Source organism: Bradyrhizobium sp. CCBAU 25338 (genome assembly GCF_028128965.1).
GTDB classification, from domain to species: Bacteria; Pseudomonadota; Alphaproteobacteria; order Rhizobiales; family Xanthobacteraceae; genus Bradyrhizobium; species Bradyrhizobium liaoningense.
In genome coordinates, this window is sequence record NZ_LFKY01000002.1 from 576124 (window position 1) to 594513 (window position 18390).

The 18390-nt window shown below is 65.1% G+C and carries 17 protein-coding genes and 1 pseudogene; 7 read left to right on the top strand and 11 right to left on the bottom strand.

Annotated elements, in window-relative coordinates; genetic code table 11:
• Positions 1-127: 127 nt before the first annotated feature.
• The 3 genes and pseudogenes from ACM42_RS04150 to ggt form a co-directional block, all read right to left on the bottom strand.
• A complete protein-coding gene (locus ACM42_RS04150) occupies positions 128-592 on the bottom strand; it encodes an FKBP-type peptidyl-prolyl cis-trans isomerase (protein WP_271526725.1) in 465 nt (154 codons plus the stop codon).
• A gap of 60 nt (positions 593-652) precedes the next feature.
• Positions 653-1218, bottom strand: a pseudogene (locus ACM42_RS04155) (molybdopterin cofactor-binding domain-containing protein); the annotation flags it as partial.
• Between the two features lie 150 nt (positions 1219-1368).
• Complete coding sequence (ggt, locus tag ACM42_RS04160; RefSeq protein WP_271526726.1) at positions 1369-2955, bottom strand: gamma-glutamyltransferase; 1587 nt, start codon at positions 2953-2955, stop codon at positions 1369-1371.
• Between the two features lie 196 nt (positions 2956-3151).
• Here ggt and trhO point away from each other — a divergent pair, with 196 nt between their 5' ends.
• Together trhO and ACM42_RS04170 are read left to right on the top strand one after the other, a co-directional pair.
• Positions 3152-3934, top strand: coding sequence for an oxygen-dependent tRNA uridine(34) hydroxylase TrhO (gene trhO / locus ACM42_RS04165; RefSeq protein ID WP_271526727.1), 783 nt, complete (start codon positions 3152-3154; stop codon positions 3932-3934).
• On the top strand, positions 3924-4142 hold the full coding sequence (locus ACM42_RS04170; protein WP_271526728.1) for a SlyX family protein: 219 nt from the start codon (positions 3924-3926) through the stop codon (positions 4140-4142). Before trhO ends, ACM42_RS04170 begins: the two co-directional genes overlap by 11 nt.
• Positions 4143-4148: 6 nt before the next feature.
• Here the strand turns inward: ACM42_RS04170 and ACM42_RS04175 are convergent, their stop codons facing one another.
• Positions 4149-6053, bottom strand: coding sequence for a diguanylate cyclase (locus ACM42_RS04175; RefSeq protein ID WP_271526729.1), 1905 nt, complete (start codon positions 6051-6053; stop codon positions 4149-4151).
• Between the two features lie 174 nt (positions 6054-6227).
• Complete coding sequence (locus ACM42_RS04180) at positions 6228-6443, bottom strand: hypothetical protein (protein WP_271526730.1); 216 nt, start codon at positions 6441-6443, stop codon at positions 6228-6230.
• 104 nt (positions 6444-6547) lie between these two features.
• On the opposite strand from ACM42_RS04180, the gene hemE reads away from it, so the two are divergent.
• Positions 6548-7582, top strand: a complete 1035-nt coding sequence (gene hemE / locus ACM42_RS04185; RefSeq protein ID WP_271526731.1) for a uroporphyrinogen decarboxylase — start codon at positions 6548-6550, stop codon at positions 7580-7582.
• A 270-nt stretch (positions 7583-7852) separates the two neighbouring features.
• Here the strand turns inward: hemE and hemC are convergent, their stop codons facing one another.
• The 3 genes from hemC to ACM42_RS04200 are packed head-to-tail and all read right to left on the bottom strand — an operon-like array spanning position 7853 to position 11128.
• Entirely contained in the window at positions 7853-8833 is a 981-nt protein-coding gene (gene hemC, locus ACM42_RS04190) for a hydroxymethylbilane synthase (protein WP_271526732.1), read from the bottom strand.
• 25 nt (positions 8834-8858) lie between these two features.
• Positions 8859-10484 (bottom strand): GMC family oxidoreductase, encoded by a 1626-nt coding sequence (locus ACM42_RS04195; protein ID WP_271526733.1) that lies wholly within the window; start codon positions 10482-10484, stop codon positions 8859-8861.
• A 53-nt stretch (positions 10485-10537) separates the two neighbouring features.
• Positions 10538-11128, bottom strand: coding sequence for a TetR/AcrR family transcriptional regulator (locus ACM42_RS04200; protein ID WP_271526734.1), 591 nt, complete (start codon positions 11126-11128; stop codon positions 10538-10540).
• A 100-nt stretch (positions 11129-11228) separates the two neighbouring features.
• On the opposite strand from ACM42_RS04200, the gene ACM42_RS04205 reads away from it, so the two are divergent.
• Positions 11229-11594: a nuclear transport factor 2 family protein gene (locus ACM42_RS04205; RefSeq protein ID WP_271526735.1), complete on the top strand. Its 366-nt coding sequence runs from the start codon at positions 11229-11231 to the stop codon at positions 11592-11594.
• A gap of 18 nt (positions 11595-11612) precedes the next feature.
• Here the strand turns inward: ACM42_RS04205 and ACM42_RS04210 are convergent, their stop codons facing one another.
• Entirely contained in the window at positions 11613-12557 is a 945-nt protein-coding gene (locus ACM42_RS04210; protein ID WP_271526736.1) for a hypothetical protein, read from the bottom strand.
• 215 nt (positions 12558-12772) lie between these two features.
• Between ACM42_RS04210 and ACM42_RS04215 the strand changes: the two genes are divergently transcribed.
• The 3 genes from ACM42_RS04215 (at position 12773) to ACM42_RS04225 (ending at position 16531) form a co-directional block, all read left to right on the top strand.
• Positions 12773-13474: a TetR/AcrR family transcriptional regulator gene (locus ACM42_RS04215; RefSeq protein WP_442868890.1), complete on the top strand. Its 702-nt coding sequence runs from the start codon at positions 12773-12775 to the stop codon at positions 13472-13474.
• Between the two features lie 65 nt (positions 13475-13539).
• Positions 13540-14400 (top strand): DMT family transporter, encoded by an 861-nt coding sequence (locus tag ACM42_RS04220; protein WP_271526737.1) that lies wholly within the window; start codon positions 13540-13542, stop codon positions 14398-14400.
• 169 nt (positions 14401-14569) lie between these two features.
• Complete coding sequence (locus ACM42_RS04225; protein ID WP_271526738.1) at positions 14570-16531, top strand: putative bifunctional diguanylate cyclase/phosphodiesterase; 1962 nt, start codon at positions 14570-14572, stop codon at positions 16529-16531.
• 112 nt (positions 16532-16643) lie between these two features.
• On the opposite strand, the gene ACM42_RS04230 is transcribed toward ACM42_RS04225, so the two are convergent.
• Together ACM42_RS04230 and ACM42_RS04235 are read right to left on the bottom strand one after the other, a co-directional pair.
• Complete coding sequence (locus ACM42_RS04230) at positions 16644-17624, bottom strand: PDR/VanB family oxidoreductase (RefSeq protein WP_271526739.1); 981 nt, start codon at positions 17622-17624, stop codon at positions 16644-16646.
• Between the two features lie 11 nt (positions 17625-17635).
• Positions 17636-18388, bottom strand: a complete 753-nt coding sequence (locus tag ACM42_RS04235) for a GntR family transcriptional regulator (RefSeq protein WP_061028707.1) — start codon at positions 18386-18388, stop codon at positions 17636-17638.
• Positions 18389-18390 lie beyond the last annotated feature (2 nt).

Genomic DNA, 18390 nt, shown 5'->3' on the forward strand with positions numbered 1-18390 from the left:
AAAGACCGGCCGAAAGGCCGGTCTTCTTATTTGTCCAGTCATTCCGGGGCGGCGCGAAGTGCCGAACCCGGAATCTCGAGATTCCGGGTTCGATGCTGCGCATCGCCCCGGAATGACGGCTACGCCGTCACTTCACCGCGAGCAATTCCACGTCGAACATCAGGGTCGCGTTCGGCGGGATCACGCCGCCGGCGCCGCGCGCGCCATAGCCGAGCTGCGGCGGGATGATCAGCGTGCGCTTGCCGCCGACCTTCATCGAGGCAACGCCCTCGTCCCAGCCGGCGATGACGCGGCCCTTGCCGATCGGGAATTCGAACGGCTCCTTGCGATCGACAGAGGAGTCGAATTTCTTGCCCTTCTGGCCGTTCTCATAGAGCCACCCGGTATAGTGCATCACGCAGATCTGACCGGGCTGCGGCGAGGCACCGGTGCCGACGGTGGAGTCGATGATCTGCAAGCCTGAAGCTGTAGTCATGGTCTTTCCTGCGGTCTGGGCCGAGGCCGTGGTGGAAACGAAATCGGACACGCCACCGATCACGGTGATCGCGAGTGCCGACACGATAGCGAGGAGCATGCGCTGAAAACGCTGCATAGGGCACCTTCCATTTGAGGCGGGAGGTGTCTAACCCAACGCGGTCGCCGTTTCCACCCCTCAGACCTCGATATTTTCCAGCCGCACCGGCAGCTTGCGGATGCGCTGGCCGGTGGCGTGATAGATCGCGTTGCAGATCGCGGCATTGGTGCCGACATTGGCAAGCTCGCCGAGGCCCTTTGCGCCCACCGGGTTGATGTAATCGTCCTGCTCGGAGAGCATGATGACCTCGACGCTGGGCACATCGGCATTCACGGGCACGAGGTAGTCGGCAAGATTGTCGTTGACGTAGCGCGCATTGCGCTCGTCGATCTCGGTGGCCTCCAGCAGCGCCGAGGACATGCCCCAGATCAGGCCGCCCATCAGCTGGCTGCGCGCGGTGCGCGGATTCATGATCCTGCCTGCAGCGAACGCGCCGACCAACCGGGGGCAACGGATTCGTGCGTGAAGCGGTTGACGCGGATCTCGACGAACTCGGCGCCGAAGGCGTAGGCGATCTTGTCCTTCATTTGATGGCCGCCGACGAACCGAGGCTGCCCGGCATGCATGGCCCTGAGCGAGTCCGGCGGTGCGCCCTCCGGCTTCCATTCGCCATATTCCTCGACCACGCCGACATCGGAACCATCGCACTTCCGGCAGCACCGGCCAAGAAGGCGCGGCGATTGAATTAACTTGGAGCAATGAGTGCAGTTCCGAACGAGAAAGGGCGGCGCAGCAAATGCCGCGCCGCCCTTCGTCAACTTTTCCTGATCTTGCGCGCGGAACCCCGCGCGAGCTCAATAGCCGAGGGCGCAGCCGTCCTTGCGCGGATCGGAGCCACCGGTGAGCGTGCCCTTGTCCCAGTCGATCCAGATCGCCTGGGCGCCGCCGAGCGGGCCGACCACGCTGGTGGTCTTGTGGCCAATCTTCTTCAAGCCTTCGACGATCGCAGCCGGCACGCTGTCCTCGAGCTGATATTGGCCCTCGTAATGCAGGCCGCGCGGCATGTCGATCGCCTCCTGCACGTCGCAGCCGTAATCGAGGATGTTGGTCAAGACATGAGTCTGGCCGGTCGGCTGATACTGTCCGCCCATCACGGCGAACGACATTGTCGAACGGCCGCCCTTGGTGAGCAGGCCCGGCATGATCGTGTGCAGCGGGCGCTTGCCGCCTTCGATGCAGTTGGGATGGCCGGGCTGGATGCGGAAGCCGCCGGCACGGTTCTGGAACAGTACACCGGTCTTGTTGGAGACGATGGCCGAACCGAAGGAATGCGCGACCGAATTGATGAACGAGCAGACGTTGCGGTCCTTGTCCACCACCGTGATGTAGATGGTCGAGGGGTTCATCGGCGGCGCAACGTTCGGCAGGTCAAGCATGCCGTCCATGCGGATCTTGCTGATGTACTCGTCGGCAAAGCCCCTCTCGAGCATCTCGGCGACATTGATCCTCATATGCTCGGGCGAGGCGACATGCATCTCGCGGTTCATGTAGGCGATGCGCGCGGCTTCCGCCTCGAGATGGAAGCGCTCGACGCTAACGGGCGCGTACTTGGTCAGATCGAAACGCGACAGGATGTTGAGCATCAAGAGCGCGGTGACGCCCGGGCCGTTCGGCGGGCACTGCCAGAAATCATAGCCCTTGTACATGGTGCCGATCGGCGTAGTCACTTCCGTCGTGTGCGCGGCGAAATCGTCGAGCGTGTGCAGGCCGCCGATTCCCCTGAGGGTCTCGACCATGTCTTCCGCGATCGGCCCCTTGTAGAAGGCGTCGCGGCCGTCCTTGGCGATCGCGCGCAGGGTCTTGCCGAGCTCGACCTGGCGAATGACATCGCCGGCCACCGGCGGCTTGCCGCCCGGCAACAGGTAGCGCACGGTGTTGGTACCATTCTTCAGCTTCTCGAACTGGTTCTTCCAGTCGAAGGCGATGCGGGGGGCGACGACGTAGCCTTCCTCGGCCGCCTTGATCGCGGGCTGAAGCAGCCGGTCGAAACCGAACTTGCCGTGGTCGCGCAGAACCGTCGCGAAGGCATCGATCACGCCTGGGATCGAGACCGCATGCGCCGAGGTCAGCGGCACGGAGTTGATCTTGCGCTCGAGATACCAGTCGGCGTTCGCCGCCCTGGGCGCGCGGCCGGAGCCGTTATAGGCGATGATCTTGCCCTCGCCGCGCGGCTGGATCAGCGCAAAACAGTCCCCGCCGATGCCGGTCGACTGCGGCTCGATCACGCCGAGCAGGGCAGAGGCGGCAACGGCCGCGTCCACCGCCGTGCCGCCATCGCGCAGCACCTCGATCGCCGCGAGCGAGGCTTGCGGATGCGAGGTCGCAACCATTGCGTTGGTAGCGTGGACCGTGGACCTGCCGGGGAAATGGAAGTTTCTCATCGAATTTCTTGCTCTCTTGGCCGTCGGCGCGAGTGGCGCGCCATCTCGAAAACCGCGTCTACATGACACATTCCGGCCCGGCGGGGCAATGCTGGCATACCAGGAAAATGGCTGCCATCTGCTGGGCGTATGGAGTTCTCGACGCTGGCGCCCATACGGGTTTTCCGGATGGCTGCCGCCTGCTAAACGAGCCGCCATGTCTGATCCGATTTCGGCCACCAAGGTCGCGGCCTTCTATCAATTCGTCGCCCTCCCCGATTACCGCGAGTTGCGCGAGCCGTTGCGCGCCTTCTGCGCTGGTCTCGCGCTGAAGGGCAGCGTGCTGCTGGCGCAGGAGGGCATCAACGGCACGATCGCCGGTGCGCCGGAGGCGATCGATGCCTTCGCCCACGAACTCGCACACGGCGACATGTTCGGCGCCAGGCTCAACAATCTCGAATTGAAATTCTCGACCGCGGAAGCGATGCCGTTCGGGCGGCTCAAGGTGCGGCTGAAGAAGGAGATCGTCACGCTCGGTGACGAGACTGCCGATCCGAGCCGCCAGGTCGGCACCTATGTCGATGCCACCGAGTGGAATGCGCTCATTGCGAAGCCCGACACGCTGCTGCTCGACACCCGCAACGCCTTCGAAGTGGCCATGGGGACGTTCGAGGGCGCGGTCGACCCCGGCATCAAGAGCTTTGGCCAGTTCAAGGACTTTGCCGCGATTGAGCTTGATCCGGCCAAACGCCGCAGGATTGCGATGTTCTGCACCGGCGGCATTCGCTGCGAGAAGGCGAGCGCGCATCTGCTCGCGCGCGGCTTTACAGAGGTCTATCACCTCAAAGGCGGCATCCTCAAATATCTCGAGGAGGTGCCCGAGGCGGAGAGCCGCTGGCGCGGCGAATGCTTCGTGTTCGACGAGCGCGTGGCGCTCGGCCACGGTTTGCGAGAACTTGGCTTGCGCGAACGGGAGAAGGGGCACGGCCGTGACGAATGAGATCAAGACGCTGAGCGAGCGCATCGACACGCTGGAGACGCGCCTTGCCTACCAGGACGACACGATCGAGACGTTGAACCAGACCATCACCGCACAGTGGAAACAGATCGACTCGCTGACGCGGCAGATCGCGCAGCTCAACGAGCGGCTCCAGGAGGCCGAGGCAAATGCACCGGGGCCCGGCAACGAGCGTCCGCCGCATTATTGATCGGTCTTACTGTCCGGACGCCTTGGGCAGCAGGTTCATGACCTCGCCGGACATCACCAGGCAGTCGCGGCCTGCGTCCTTGGCGGCGTAGAGCGCCCGGTCGGCAGCTTCGACCAGCGAGGCCACTCCCGCTGTGCGCTCCAGCGCCGGCCGGCAGGTCGCGCCGCCGACCGAGGCGGTGACGCATCCAGCCGCCAGATTGGTGCTATGAACGAGGCCGGCCCCGTGAATGGCACTGCGGATCCGCTCGCCGATCCGGGCGCAGCCGGCGGTGTCGATGTTCAGCAGCAGCACGGCGAACTCCTCGCCGCCATAGCGCGCCGCCAGATCACCGGCGCGCTGCGTCTCGGCCGCGATGATCTTTGCGACCAGACGCAGGCAGGCATCGCCGGCGGGATGGCCGTATTCATCGTTGTAGGCCTTGAAGTGGTCGACGTCGATCATCAGCAAAGCGAGGCTGGAGCGGTCGCGATAGGCGCGCGCCCACTCCTCCTTCAACCGCTCGTCGAAGCGGCGACGATTGGCAAGGCCGGTGAGGCTGTCCTCGATCGCAAGCGTCTCCAGCCTGGTCTCCAGCCTCTTCTGCTCGGTGATGTCGCGCGAGATCGCGACCACGCCATCGACGATGCCGTTGCCCTTGCGTGTCACCCGCATGGTCGATTCGAGCCAGACTTCGCCGTTCTGCCGGTGCGCGTTGCGGTAGGTGAAACGCGCCTCCTCCTTCTCGCCGCGCTTGATGGCGTCGACGATCGCCTGGACCTCCGGCAGATCCTCCGGATTGATACCCGCAAGAGCCGGCGTGCCGATCAGCTGATTGGGGCGCCAGCCGACGATGCGGACCGACGAGGGCGAGACATAGCGCAGCCGCTCGTCGAGCCCGACGCGCGTTACCATGTCGCTGGAGCCTTCGGCGAGCAGGCGGAAATGCGCCTCCTTCTCGGCCAGCGCAACGGCCATGCGCTGGCCCCGGTGCAACTGCCGCACCAGCACGCCGCCGATGACCGCGATCAGCATCACCAGCGCGAGCACGTAGAGCATGCGGGAGATTGCCGCGGCGCGCCAGGGCGCGAGCAACTCGTCCCTGTCGACCGTGGCAACCAGGAGGAGCGGGAAACGGCTGCTGCGATTGAAGAAGCTGACGCGTTCGGCACCGTCCAGCGGCGACTTGAAGTGATAGGCGCCGCTCGGCCGTTGCAGGCTCGGCTCGCGGAAAAAAGGCGTGTCGGCGAAGCTGCGTCCGACGAACTTGTCGTTGCCGGGATCACGCGCGAGGATCATGCCGCCGCCATGCGTCAGTGTCACGGAGCTGTTGCGGCCGATCTCGAACTGCTCGTAGAAATGCGAAAGATATCTGGAGCTGATGGTCGCCAGCACCACGCCGCCGAAAGAGCCGTCCTGCTTGTTGAAGCGGCGTGACAGCGGGACGACCCATTCGCCATCAAGCAGGCTCTTCACGGGACTGCCGACATGGGCCTCGCGCTTCGGCGAGAGCTGGTGATACCGGAAGAACGCATCATCGCTGAGGGTCGAGCCGATCGTGCCGGGCGAGGTCAGCCAGTTGCCCTGATCGTCGATGATGTCGAGGCTGTGGATGCGCGTGATCGCCTTCTTGCGCGCGTCCAGGAGAGTTCCAAGCTTGGCGACCGTGGCTGGTGCAGTGCCATCGATCTCCAGACGGCTGACCACGCCGACGACGCCGGAATCCAGGAGATCGAGGCTGTCCTCGGCATGCTGGGTCAGCGAACGGGCGACGTTCGCCATCTCGGTCTCAGCGCCCTTGAGCACTGCCTCGCGTGCCGCCCACTCGCGCCAACCGCTGACGCCGAGGATGGTCGCGCAGGTCAGCACGACGAAAGCCGCCGCGCGCAGCGGCAGGCGACTCCATCCAGCTCGTTGGGTAACGGCGCTCACGCGGCAGGGTCCTCCGGTCGACCGGAAACTCTGCCGCTTCTGTTATCGAATGCTGAAATCGCTACCGGAATACGTGGCGATCGACCCGCTTCCAGTAGTCCTACGGACGCAACGATCAGCGCATTGCTAACAATGCATTAGCAACCCTGCCGGAATCCGGCGCGCCCGACGCTGCTAGCTGAAGATGGCCTTAACCTTGTCCCAGAGCGAGGGATGTTCGGCATCCGCGTCGGCCTTCGAGGGCGTCGGCTGCGCGGCGCTCACGGGATCGGAAGCAGGGAACGTACCCTTCAGCCCGGCGTCGAGCTTGGCGTTGCGGTCGGCAGCGAGCGCTTCGTGCGGGTCTTCGGCGTGCTTGTCGTGCGGCGCGGGATTGAATGTCTCAGCCATGATCTCCTCCATGGGCTGATCAACGCGGGCCGATCGCGCTGGTTCCCCTGTTCCGCTGAGGGCTGGGGGTGTATCAGGAACCATAACCTTCTGCAGGATCATTTGTGCCCCAGTCTCCGACGAAACCTTTCATCGACGTGCTCTCCGGCCAGCGGCAGACCATCCCGCCTTTGTGGATGATGCGCCAGGCCGGGCGCTACCTTCCGGAATATCGCGAGGTGCGCGCCAAGGCAGGCGGCTTCCTCGATCTCTGCTTCAACCCGGAGCTTGCCGCCGAGGTGACGCTGCAACCGATCCGCAGGTTCGGCTTCGATGCGGCGATCATCTTCTCCGACATTCTGGTGATCCCCTATGCGCTCGGACGCTCGGTGCGGTTCGAGGTCGGCGAGGGCCCGCGGCTCGAGCCGCTGGACGATCCAGCCAAGGTCGCGACGCTGGCGCCGCGCGTCGATCTGGGCAAGCTCGCGCCGGTGTTCGAGGCGCTGAAGATCGTGCGCGGCGCGCTGGACCCGAAGACCGCGCTGATCGGCTTCTGCGGCGCACCGTGGACGGTCGCGACCTATATGGTCGCCGGCCACGGCACACCGGACCAGGCGCCGGCGCGGATGATGGCCTACCGTCATCCCGAAGCTTTCTCAGAGATCATCGACGTGCTGGTCGACAGCTCGATCGAATATCTGTTGGCACAGCTCGCAGCCGGTGCCGACGCGCTACAGATCTTCGACACCTGGGCCGGTGTGCTGCCGCCGGCCGAGTTCGCGCGCTGGTCGACCGAGCCGACGCGGCGCATCGTGGAGGGCGTGAGGGCCAAGGTGCCGGATGCGAAGATCATCGGCTTTCCCCGCGGCGCCGGTGCGTTGCTGCCCGGCTATGTCGAGGCAACCGGCGTCAATGCGGTCAGCATCGACTGGACCGCGGAGCCGGCCTTCATCCGCGAGCGCGTGCAAAGCAGGGTCGCCGTGCAGGGCAATCTCGATCCGCTGGTGCTGATCACAGGCGGGGCCGCGCTCGACCGCGCGGTCGACGATGTGCTGGTCAATTTTGCGCAAGGGCGGCTGATCTTCAATCTCGGCCACGGCATCCAGCCGGAAACGCCGATCGCCCATGTCGAGCAGATGATCAAGCGCGTGCGGGGCTGAACGGCGGGCGGACTCTCCGCAACGTCATGGCCGGGCTTGTCCCGGCCATCCACGCCTAACCAACCGGTGCCAAGAACGTGGATGGCCGGGACAAGCCCGGGCATGACGACCTCACGTGATCGCGGTCCAACAAAAACTGCGAAAACAACCCCATGCACAGTAGACAAGTCATTGAAAACTCTAGGCCTGCATGATTCACCCCGCGCGTTCGACACGTCGGGCGAGACAGGCGCAGAACTGCGTGATCGCCGATTGTGATCTTGGCTGGGCTCAGCGCGGCCGGCTGCGCTCGATGATCTCCGCCGCCCCCTTTGACAGCAGGTCCAATCCCACCGCACGGCCGAGTTCGCGCGGGCGGTTGGCGGGGCCGGTGCGCGAGGCCTCGATGATGGTGTTGCCGGAGAGGTCGAGCACGGAGGCGGCGAGCGACATCTGATCGCCGGCGATGGTCGAGAAGCCCGCAACCGGCGAATTGCAGTGGCCGTTGAGCACCCACAGCACCTCACGCTCGGCATCCGCGCACAAATGCGCGGCGGGATCGTCGATCGATGACAGGATCTGTCGCGTCTGCCAGTCCTGCGCCGCGCATTCGACGGCGACAATGCCCTGCCCCGCCGCCGGCAGCATCTCAGCCGCGGTAAACTCATAGGCGATGCGGTTCGCCAAACCAACGCGATCGAGGCCGGAACGCGCCATGATCAGCGCATCGGCAGGCCCCACCGCGCCACCATCCGGCAGGCGCTGCTTCTCGCCATTGTCGAGCTTGCGTACGCGCGTGTCGGCGGCGCCGCGGAAGTGGATCACTTCCACGTCCGGAAACAGGCGGCGCGCATAGGCCGCGCGGCGCACCGCGTTGGTGCCGATCTTGAAACCCTTGCCGCGGGACTGACGCAGCGCCTCCAGGGTCACGCCGTCGCGCAGCACCAGCGCATCGCTCGGCGGATCGCGCGACAGCGTGGCGCCGATGACGAGGCCGGGCGTATCCTCGTTGCCCGGCATGTCCTTCAGCGAATGCATCGCTGCCTGGAGCTCGCCCGACAGCACGGCAGCGCGGATCTGCGCCACGAAGGCGCCGCCCTTGCCGCCATGCGGCAAGAGCTTGCTGGTCTGGTCGAGATCGCCCGTGGTGTCGAACTTGACGATCTCGACATCGAGACCGGGCACGGCAGCGGTCAGACGGCGCGCGATTTCTTCCGTCTGTGCCAGCGCCATCGCGCTCTTGCGGGTGCCGATCCTGAGTCGTGTAGCCAAGTCGTTCTCCATCCGGGGCGCGTGCTCAGCGCGCGTCCTCCAATATCATGTCGGAGGCCTTTTCGGCGATCATGATGATCGGCGCGTTGGTGTTCCCCGAGACGAGATCGGGCATGATCGAGCCGTCGACGACGCGAAGGCCGTCGAGCCCCCTCACCTTCAGCCGCTGATCGACCACCGCGAGCGCGTCATTGCCCATACGACAGGTCGAGGTCGGATGGTAGATGGTGCTGCCGCGCTCGCGGCAATAATCGAGCAACTCGGCGTCCGTGGCTACCTTCGCCCCGGGATCGTACTCGCTGACCACGAACGGCTTCAGCGCCGGCGCATTCAGGATCTTGCGCAGGATCTTCAGACCCTCGACGTTGGTGGTGCGGTCGGTCTCGGTCGACATGTAGTTGATGCGGATCTCCGGCGGCACGGTCGGATCGGCGCTTTTGATGCGCAGGCTGCCGCGGCTCTCGGGCCGGAGCTGGCACACTGACGCCGTGAAGCCGGAGAAATCGTGCAACTTCTCGCCCATCTTGTCGGTCGAGAACGGCAGGAAGTGGACCTGGATGTCGGGCGAGGCCAGCCGCGGGCTGGTCTTGAAGAACGCGCCCGCCGTGCCGGCCGCAATCGTCAGCCAGCCCTTGCGGAACAGCGCGTAGCGTGCGCCGGCCATGGTGCGGCGGAGCGGATGATTGACGGTGTCGTTCAGCGTGATCTTCTGCGAGCAGCGCATCACGATGCGCACCTGCATGTGGTCCTGGAGGTCGTGACCCACGCCCGGCGCGTCCAGCACGATGCCGATGCCATGCTTGCGCAGGAGATCGGCAGGACCGACGCCGGAGAGCTGGAGCAGCTGCGGCGAGTTGTAGGCGCCGCTCGACAGCACGACCTCCTTCCGCGCCCGCACGCGTCGCAACGCCGCGCCTTGCCGGTATTCGACGCCGACCGCGCGGCGCCCTTCGAACAGGATACGATGGCCGAGCGCGGACGTCTCGATCTTCAGATTGCTGCGCGTCCTGGCGGGTCCGAGATAGGCCACCGCCGTCGAGGCACGCCGGCCGTTGCGCGTCGTGGTCTGGAACAGGCCGACGCCTTCCTGCGTGGCGCCGTTGAAGTCGGGATTGTAGGGCAGACCGGTCTCGACCGCGGCGTCGATGAAGGCTTTCGACAGCGGATCGGTGACGATCATGTTGGACACCGGCAGCGGACCGCCCGTGCCGTGATACTGATCCGCGCCGCGCGACTGGTTCTCGGCCTTCTTGAAATAGGGCAGCACATCGTCGTAACCCCAGCCGGTGTTGCCGAGCTGGCGCCAGCGGTCGTAGTCCTCGTGCTGGCCGCGGACATAGAGCAGGCCGTTGATCGAGCTCGACCCGCCCAGCGTCTTGCCGCGCGGCTGGAACACCTGGCGCCCCTTCAGTTCGGGCTCCGGCTCGGTCTGGTACATCCAGTTGACCGTCTTCTCCTTGAACAGCTTACCGTAGCCGAGCGGGACGTGGATCCAGATGTTGGAATCCTTCGGGCCGGCTTCGAGCAACAGCACGCTGTGCTTGCCGTTCGCCGAGAGCCTGTTGGCGAGCACGCAGCCGGCGGAGCCGGCGCCGACGATGACGTAGTCGAATTCGGGATCGGACGGCGCGAGGGAGGAATTTGCGTTCATGCGCTACTGTTCTTCTTGTTGGTGTGGGCGTTTCCGTCGTTCACTTAGCACAATCATTCGCGCACGCGCAGCGCCTCGACCAGCGACTTGAACGCACGGGCGTATTCCGCGCCTGCCCTTGCGATGTCAGCGCGTCCGGCGCAGGCGACCGCGGCTTCCGTGACTGCGCCGAGCAGCAGCCGAGCCAGCGGCTCGACGGGCTGGCGGGCGATCAGGCCGGCTTCCATGGCAGCGGCAATCGCGCGCGGCAGCTTGCCGCTAAAATGCTTGGCGTCGATCTCGCGCCAACGCTCCCAGCCGAGCACGGCGGGACCGTCGCGCAAAATGATCTGGCCGGTCGGGCCCTTCGCCGTCGCGGCAAAGTAATGCTGGGTGCCCGCGACCATGGCGGCGAGCACGTCCTTCTCGGCACGCGCGGCGCCGTCGATCTCGATCACGAGATCGCGCGAGACCTGGTCGAACACGGCTTCGAACACCGCCTCCTTGGTCTTGAAGTGATGATAGACCGCGCCCTTGGCGATGCCCGCAGCGTCCGCGATCTCGTCCATGGTCGTGGCGGCGAAGCCTTGCGCTCCGAACAGGCGGCGCGCCGCCGTCAGGATCGCCTCGGTTGTTGCTGCGCGCCGCTCCGCCTGTTTCGCCATGGGCCCTCGTCTAATTCAATCATACGCCGGCCGCCAGTTGACTTTTCGACCGCCGGTCGGTATTTACCGACTGTCAGTCGGTTTATCCCCGAGGTGCATCATGCTGAGCCGTGAGATCGTCGAAGCTTTCGCAAGGAGGCTGGAGGATGGCGACTTCGTCGGAGCGATCCTCGACTATTACACGCCGGATGCCGCGACCCACGAGAATCTCGCCGCGCCGGTGGTCGGGCGCGACAAGCTCGCGGACAAGGAGCGTCGCGTGCTGGCGGCGTTCAAGGAGGTCACTGCCGTGCGCATCGGTCCAAGCCTGATCGATGGCGATATCGTCGCCAGCCGCTGGAAATTCTCCTTCACCAACGCTGAAGGCGTCACGCGGACGCTGGAGGAGATTGCCTGGCAGACCTGGCGAGGCAACGAGATCATCGAGGAGCGGTTCTTCTACGATCCGAAGCAGCTCGGACGCTGACATTTCCGCTGATTGCCATCATCGGTACAGCATGACCACGGCCATGCCGCTGAGGGGCGCAAGAAACCGGACGGCCTGCCACCGAGAGCCGTCGATCGACCAGCGTCCATAGACGATGGTGCCGTCGTTTGGGGATGACGGCCTGGGTTGATCCCGAAATGCCTTCCATCGCGCCTCGGCAGGCCCGAGAAAATCTTCCGGCTTGACCGTCATGTCGGAGCTGTTCAGCACCACCTGCATCATCTCGCCTTTCGGCTGGAACATCGCTTCGGCCCCGGGTGGCGAGAAGAAGCTGCGTTTCGGGGCGATATGCTGCTCATAGAAATCCTGACCGACCGTGACGGCCGCAGCGTAGGGACTGACGTACGGCACCCCCGAGATGCCGGGAACGACGAGGTGGCCTACCCCGCGCACCTCCTGCCAGGGAATGAAGAGACCCTTGAGCCATGGCCTGTGAAACCGGATGCCCGCGGCAGACATGGAGACGACCGCCCGATCCGCATAGAAGTGCCGGTAAGCTGAAAACGCGATCCATCCGAAACCCAGATAGAGCAACATCCAGCCGAAAACATTCAGCGATGGATTTACGAGATGGCTCCAATAGAGACTGCGTATGGCGCCGACATAGCTGGAGCGGCCGCTTGGCCCGCCGACCAACACGCTGATCACACCGATCACGCCGGAGACGATGATCAGGACCAGGAGGCCGATGAACAATTCGAGAAGCAAGGGCAGCCCGGACCGTCCGATCAGGCTCGTCAGTGCATAGCCTGCGAACGCCAGCCCCAGGAGACCCAGGTAGACAGCGGCCAAGGCCGCTCCATTCTGGCCCCGGCTCTCGGCGTGAAGCGCGACCGCGAGGCCGGCGACGCAAGCCCACATGGCCCATGGAATGCGGTCCATCCGCCATTTATCCATCGTGTATTCGACCGTTGCCGAAACATCGGCTGAAGGCTCGCTCATGGACAGGCCCTCGGGATTTCAAACGCATCCAGTGCCGACGCGGCGACGGTGGCCTGTCGGTCCGACGAACGTATCATGCGATGGAGCGAGGCGTCTCGATCCCCTCAGGGGTGGTAGAAAGCGGATCGAGGAGCCGCTCTTCCCGGCGCGGGAGCCGCTCAGGCCTTAATGCAAGACGCTGAAGCACCTGAGGCCTGACCTGGCGCGACTCCCATTTGGAAGGGCTGACGATCCATCCGGAGCGAGCGCAAGTCCCGTGCGTCGCTTGCCATTTAAGGACTGATCGGTCTATATATATCGGCATGAGGCACACAACCCCAGCGCAGCCGCCCCGTGGCCGGCCGCGAAGTTTCGATACGGAAATCGCCGTCGAGCGCGCGATGGAGGTGTTCTGGTCGCGTGGCTATCATGCCACGGCGTTGCCCGACCTCCTTCGTGCGACGAGATTGTCGCGGGGCAGCCTCTACGCCGCTTTCGGTGACAAGCATTCGCTGTTCTTGCGCGCGCTTGATCGCTACATCGCGGATGCCTTGAGGCGTATGGAAGGGGAATTCGATCCTCGCAACGATCCGGTGGTAGGCTTGCGGGCCTACCTTGCCGGCTACGTCGAGCGCACCAGTGGGAGCAACGGACGGCGCGGATGCCTCTTGGTAGCCACAGCCATGGAATTGGCCGGCCAGGATGCCGAAGTGGGTCGCCGCGTTGCGGGCTTCTTCAAGGCCATGGAAGCCAAGGTGACGGATGCACTCTCGCGCGCGAAAGCGGCCGGCAAGTTGGCCGACGGTGTCGAGCCCGCGATCGCCGCCAGCATTCTCGTCTGTTTCGTCGAAGGATTGCGTGTCGTCGGCAAGACGGCTCCGGCCCGGATCGCGTCGCAAGCCGCCGCCGACGCTCTCGTCGGCCGCTTCGTGAAGTAATTCGATGGATGCCTCGGCATACTGGCGCATCCACATATGGACTGATCGGTCCTGAAAGGTGCGCCATGTCTGGCATCCAGATCGTTTGCGCCATCGCCGTTCCCATGATCTGGGGATATCAGTTCGTGGCCATCAAGGTGGGCGTCGCGGAGTTTCCGCCACTGTTCTTCCTCGCACTACGCTTTCTGGCTATCGCAGTGCTGCTCGTTCCCTTCGTCGCGAGGCCCACGCGTCGACAACTAGGTCCTGTTGCGACCATCTCGCTGTTCCTGGGCGGACTGAATTTCGGGCTGTTCTATGTCGGGCTTGGACTCGGCTCGGGAAGCATGTCGGCCGTCGCGTACCAGCTCGCCACGCCCTTCACCATCCTGTTGTCCTGGCCCATTCTGGCGGAGAGGCCGTCTCTCGCCACCTCTGCCGGAGTCGTGCTTGCATTCGTCGGCGTGACCGTGCTCGCGGCGGAGCCGGGCCTGTCGACCAACCTGATTCCGCTGCTGCTTGTGGTTGGTGCCGCTCTTGCCTTCGCGGTGTCCAACGTCTTGACGAAGCGTTACGGGCCCTTTGATCCCTTGATGTTGATGGGGTGGTCCTCGCTGCTTACGGTCCCGCAGGTCATGTTGATGTCGCTGCTCCTTGAATATGGACAAGCGGCGAGCCTTGTGACGGCGGGCGAACTTGGCTGGCTGGCGCTCGCCTACACGATCTTCGTGGGGGGAATTGTCGGGTTTGGCCTCTGGTTCTGGCTGATCGCCCGTTGCTCGATGGTGCGCGTCGCGCCCTTTGGTCTGCTGCTTCCGGTGTTTGCCTTGCTTTCGAGCGTCCTGTTTCTCGGCGACCGACTCACGCCAAAGCTGATCGTCGGCGGACTGCTCGCGATGTCCGGGGTCGCCATCACGCAGCTGAGACCGCGCCCTCGCCCCATTTGATGTCCGGCCTGTCAGGCATTTGTATCGATTTGTTATCGATACTGCGTGACGAACACGCAGAAGTGGTCGCGGTCACCGCGGCAAACGAGGATAATTCATAGTTCGTCAAAGGTTTGCAACGAATTCTCCTGATCGAGCCGGACAACGGCCGGTGCTGCTAGGCTATCGCATGCGGACTCAAACGACCAACTATGTCGCACGGCTGTTCGCCGGCGATCTGTCGGCCTTTGGCGGTCCCGCAACCGACGAGGCCGTGGCCGGGCATATCCGGGCCGAACAGATGTCGCTGGTGCTCGGCTATTCGGTCGGCATCATGCTCGCCAATGCCTGCAACGCCATCGTGCTCGCCATCGCACTGTGGCAGTCGCCGGACGGGACCCTCGCCCTGATCTGGGCGGTCACCGTCGCCGGCGGCGCGATCGCTTTCGGGCTGCAATCCCACGCTGCGCGCCGCATCACCAAGCCGCAATTCGTCTCGCGTCGCGCGATGCACCGGCTGGTGCGCAACGCCTTCATCCTTGGCACCGCCTGGGGCATCGTCCCGGTCGCCTTCTTCGCCGACGCCTCGACCGGGGGCCAGCTCGTCATCACCTGCCTGTGCTCGGGCATGCTGGCCGGCGGCGCGCTGGCCTTCGCTACCATCCCGATCGCGGCCATCGCCTTCACGGCCCCCATCTTCGTCGGGATCGCGATCTGCCTCGGCAGGAACGGCGATCTGGCCTTCCTGCTGATCGCCTTTCTCGTCGTGGTCTATGGCAGCGTCCTGCTGCGCGGCGTGTTCGTCAACTCGTTCTCGTTCGCGCGGCGCGTGATGCGGCAGATCGAGGCCGAGCGCACGGTGCGGCTGGATCCCCTGACACATCTGCCCAACCGCGTCGCCTTCAACGAGACGCTCGATGCGGCGCTCAAACGGCTGGCGTTGTCGAGTGAGGACTTCGCGGTGCTGCTGCTCGATCTCGACCGCTTCAAGGACGTCAACGACCAGTTCGGTCATCCCGCCGGGGACGAATTCCTGGTCCAGGTTGCAAGCCGCCTGCAACGCTGCACGCGCGCGGCCGAGCACGTCGCACGCATCGGCGGCGACGAGTTTGCGCTGGTCATGGCCAATCTGGCGCGGCCGGAGGATGCGCTCGAAATCGCCGAGCGCTTCGTCGCGGCCTTCACCGAACCGTTCCAGATCGAGGGCCGCCAGATCGCCGGCGCGACCAGCGTCGGCATCGTGCTGGCGCCACGCGATGGCAACACCGCGCTCGACATCATGAAGAACGCCGACACGGCGCTCTACCGCGCCAAGAAGGCAGGGCCGGGCACGGTGTGCTTCTTCGAACAAGCCGACGACAGGCTGTCCCGCGACCGCAAGGCGCTGCAATCAGACCTTGAAGGTGCGATCGCGCGAAACGAGCTATTCCTGGTCTTTCAGCCATTCCTCGATCTCGGCACCAACCGGATCACCGGCCTGGAGGCGCTGCTGCGCTGGCAGCATCCTTCGCGCGGGCTGGTGCCGCCAAGCGAATTCATCCCGATCGCGGAGGAGACCGGGCTGATCCACGAGATCGGCGAATGGGTCATCCGCCGCGCCTGCGCAAGTGTTGCCGAGTGGCCGGAAGACATCAGGGTCGCCGTCAACTTCTCGGCAGCGCAATTTCACAACACAGGCATCCTCCAGATCATCGTGCAGGCGCTCGCCGATGCCAAGATCGCTCCGCACCGGCTCGAGATCGAGATCACGGAATCGATGCTGCTGTCGAAATACGGCTCGGCCGCGACGGTCCTTAACGCGCTGCTGGAGCTCGGCGTCACGGTGGCGCTGGACGATTTCGGGACCGGCTTTTCCTCGCTGACCTACCTGCGCAAGCTGCCGTTCAGCCGCATCAAGATCGACCAGTCCTTCATTCGCGACATGCTGGTGCAGCCGGACTGCGCCGCCATCGTCAAATCGGTGATCGGGCTCGCGCGCGATTTGCAGATCGGCGTGGTGGCGGAGGGTGTCGAGACCGCCGACCAGCTCGAATGTCTGCGCCAGATCAGTTGCGACGAGGTGCAGGGGTATCTGATCAGCCGGCCGGTGTCGGCCAATGGCGTGCTGGCGTTGCTGGATACGAGGAAGTATCGGGCGACTTACGCGGCGTAGGCTGCAAAGCCTCCACGGCGTCATGGCCGGGCTTGTCCCGGCCATCCACGCCTAACCACACGGCTCGAGGAACGTGGATGCCCGGGACAAGCCCGGGCATGACGACCTCAGCTCAAATCGCGTCCGCCCGCAGCAGCGTGTCCACGGTGATGGTGCCGCGGGCGCGGGAGACGCAGGCACAGATCTTCTGGTTGCCGTGCTTCTGGTGGTCGCTGAAGAAGACGTCGCGATGGTCGATCTCGCCGTCGACCTCGACCACGTCGATGGCGCACAGGCCGCATTCGCCGCGCCTGCAGTCGAACATCACGTCATGGCCGCTGGCGTTGAGCACGTCCAGCATCGAGCGCTCGCGCGGGATTTCCAGCTCGATGTTCGAGTCCTTCAATCGCACGCGAAACGTTTCGGTCGGCAGCGTGCCGCTGGAGCCGAAGGTCTCGTAGCGGAGATCGGGGAGCGCATGGCCGGCGCCGATCCAGGCATGGCGCGCGGCGTCCAGCAGCCGCATCGGGCCGCAGAACAGGGCCAGCGTTGCTTGCGGCAGTGAAGCGAACAGCGCGTCGAGATCGAGCCGCCTGCCTTCGTCGCTCGCGTGGACGACGAGGCGATCGCCAAGCATCGCGGCGAGCTCGTCGAGATAGGCGGCCTCGCGGCGCGAGCGCACCGCATAGTGCAGCACGACATCCGGCCGGCGGCGCGCCAGCGCCTGCGCCGCGCCGAGGATCGGGGTGATGCCGATGCCGCCGGCGATCAGGCAATAGTTCTGCCGCGTCCAGTCCACGGCGAGCAGCGAGGCGGGCTGGGTGATGTCGAGCCGCGCGCCCGGCTGCAAGGACCACATGTAGCGCGAACCGCCGCGGGAATCCTCGGCGCGGCGCACCGCAATCCTGAAGCCGTGCGAAGAGGCCTCGCCGACCAGCGAATAGGACCGCGTCTCCGGCTGACCGTCGATGGTCACGCTGACATTGATGTGGCTGCCGACCGGATAGGCCGTGACGTCGAGCTGATCCGGCCTGATCAGGAATTCGCGGATGCCGGGCGCAAGGTCGCGGGTCGAGACGAGCGTTGCAGGAATCCAGGTTTCGATGAAGCGCATGGTGACTGCCCTCAATCGGTTGCGGTCTTGATCAGCGCGAGCGCCGGCAAGAGGTCGAGATGGGTCCGGTTGCGCAGCGCGAGCCGCAGGTTTCGCACCGCGAGCCGGGCATGCTCGCGCATGATGGCCTCGGCGCGCGCGCCTTCGCGGTTCTCGATGGCGTCGATCACGACGCGATGGTGCTCCTGCCCGATGATCAGGATCTGCTGCGCCTCCGGCAGCGCCGACTGCGCCATCACGAAGCCGCTCGGGGACGCAAACGGCAGCGCCGAGGCGCGGTCGATCTGGCGGATCAGCGGCGGACTGCGCGACAGTTCCGTGAGCACGGCGTGGAAGCGCGCGTTCAGCGTGACATAGGACGAGAAGGCATCGACCGAGATCGGCACCTGGCGGAGCAATTCGTCGATCGCCGCAAGACATTCCTTCAGCGGCTCCAACTCGCGCGCGGAGACGCCGCGTTCGGCCGCGAAGCGCGCAGCCAAGCCTTCCAGCGTGCCGCGCAGCTCGATGGAGTCGGAAATGTCGCGCTCCGAAAACGCCTTCACCATGAAGCCGCCGGAAGGGATCGCCTCGAGCAGGCCCTCCTCCTCCAGCCGCACCAGTGCCATGCGCACCGGCGTGCGCGAGGCGCCGGTGGTCTCTACCGCCTGAAGCTCGGAGATGCGCTCGCCCGGGCGCAACGCCCCCGACAGGATCTGGTCGCGCAGCGCCAGCTGCGCCTTCACGGTCTGCGAGACGGAGCGGTCGACTTCACGCTCGGCCATAG

Excerpts from the sequence above, each read along its gene's own strand:
- ACM42_RS04150 (WP_271526725.1), bottom strand. The coding sequence starts at position 592 with ATGCAGCGTTTTCAGCGCATGCTCCTCGCTATCGTGTCGGCACTCGCG.
- ggt (WP_271526726.1), bottom strand. The coding sequence starts at position 2,955 with ATGAGAAACTTCCATTTCCCCGGCAGGTCCACGGTCCACGCTACCAAC.
- trhO (WP_271526727.1), top strand. The coding sequence starts at position 3,152 with ATGTCTGATCCGATTTCGGCCACCAAGGTCGCGGCCTTCTATCAATTC.
- ACM42_RS04180 (WP_271526730.1), bottom strand. The coding sequence starts at position 6,443 with ATGGCTGAGACATTCAATCCCGCGCCGCACGACAAGCACGCCGAAGAC.
- ACM42_RS04195 (WP_271526733.1), bottom strand. The coding sequence starts at position 10,484 with ATGAACGCAAATTCCTCCCTCGCGCCGTCCGATCCCGAATTCGACTAC.
- ACM42_RS04200 (WP_271526734.1), bottom strand. The coding sequence starts at position 11,128 with ATGGCGAAACAGGCGGAGCGGCGCGCAGCAACAACCGAGGCGATCCTG.
- ACM42_RS04205 (WP_271526735.1), top strand. The coding sequence starts at position 11,229 with ATGCTGAGCCGTGAGATCGTCGAAGCTTTCGCAAGGAGGCTGGAGGAT.
- ACM42_RS04210 (WP_271526736.1), bottom strand. The coding sequence starts at position 12,557 with ATGAGCGAGCCTTCAGCCGATGTTTCGGCAACGGTCGAATACACGATG.
- ACM42_RS04220 (WP_271526737.1), top strand. The coding sequence starts at position 13,540 with ATGTCTGGCATCCAGATCGTTTGCGCCATCGCCGTTCCCATGATCTGG.
- ACM42_RS04225 (WP_271526738.1), top strand. The coding sequence starts at position 14,570 with ATGCGGACTCAAACGACCAACTATGTCGCACGGCTGTTCGCCGGCGAT.
- ACM42_RS04230 (WP_271526739.1), bottom strand. The coding sequence starts at position 17,624 with ATGCGCTTCATCGAAACCTGGATTCCTGCAACGCTCGTCTCGACCCGC.
- ACM42_RS04235 (WP_061028707.1), bottom strand. The coding sequence starts at position 18,388 with ATGGCCGAGCGTGAAGTCGACCGCTCCGTCTCGCAGACCGTGAAGGCG.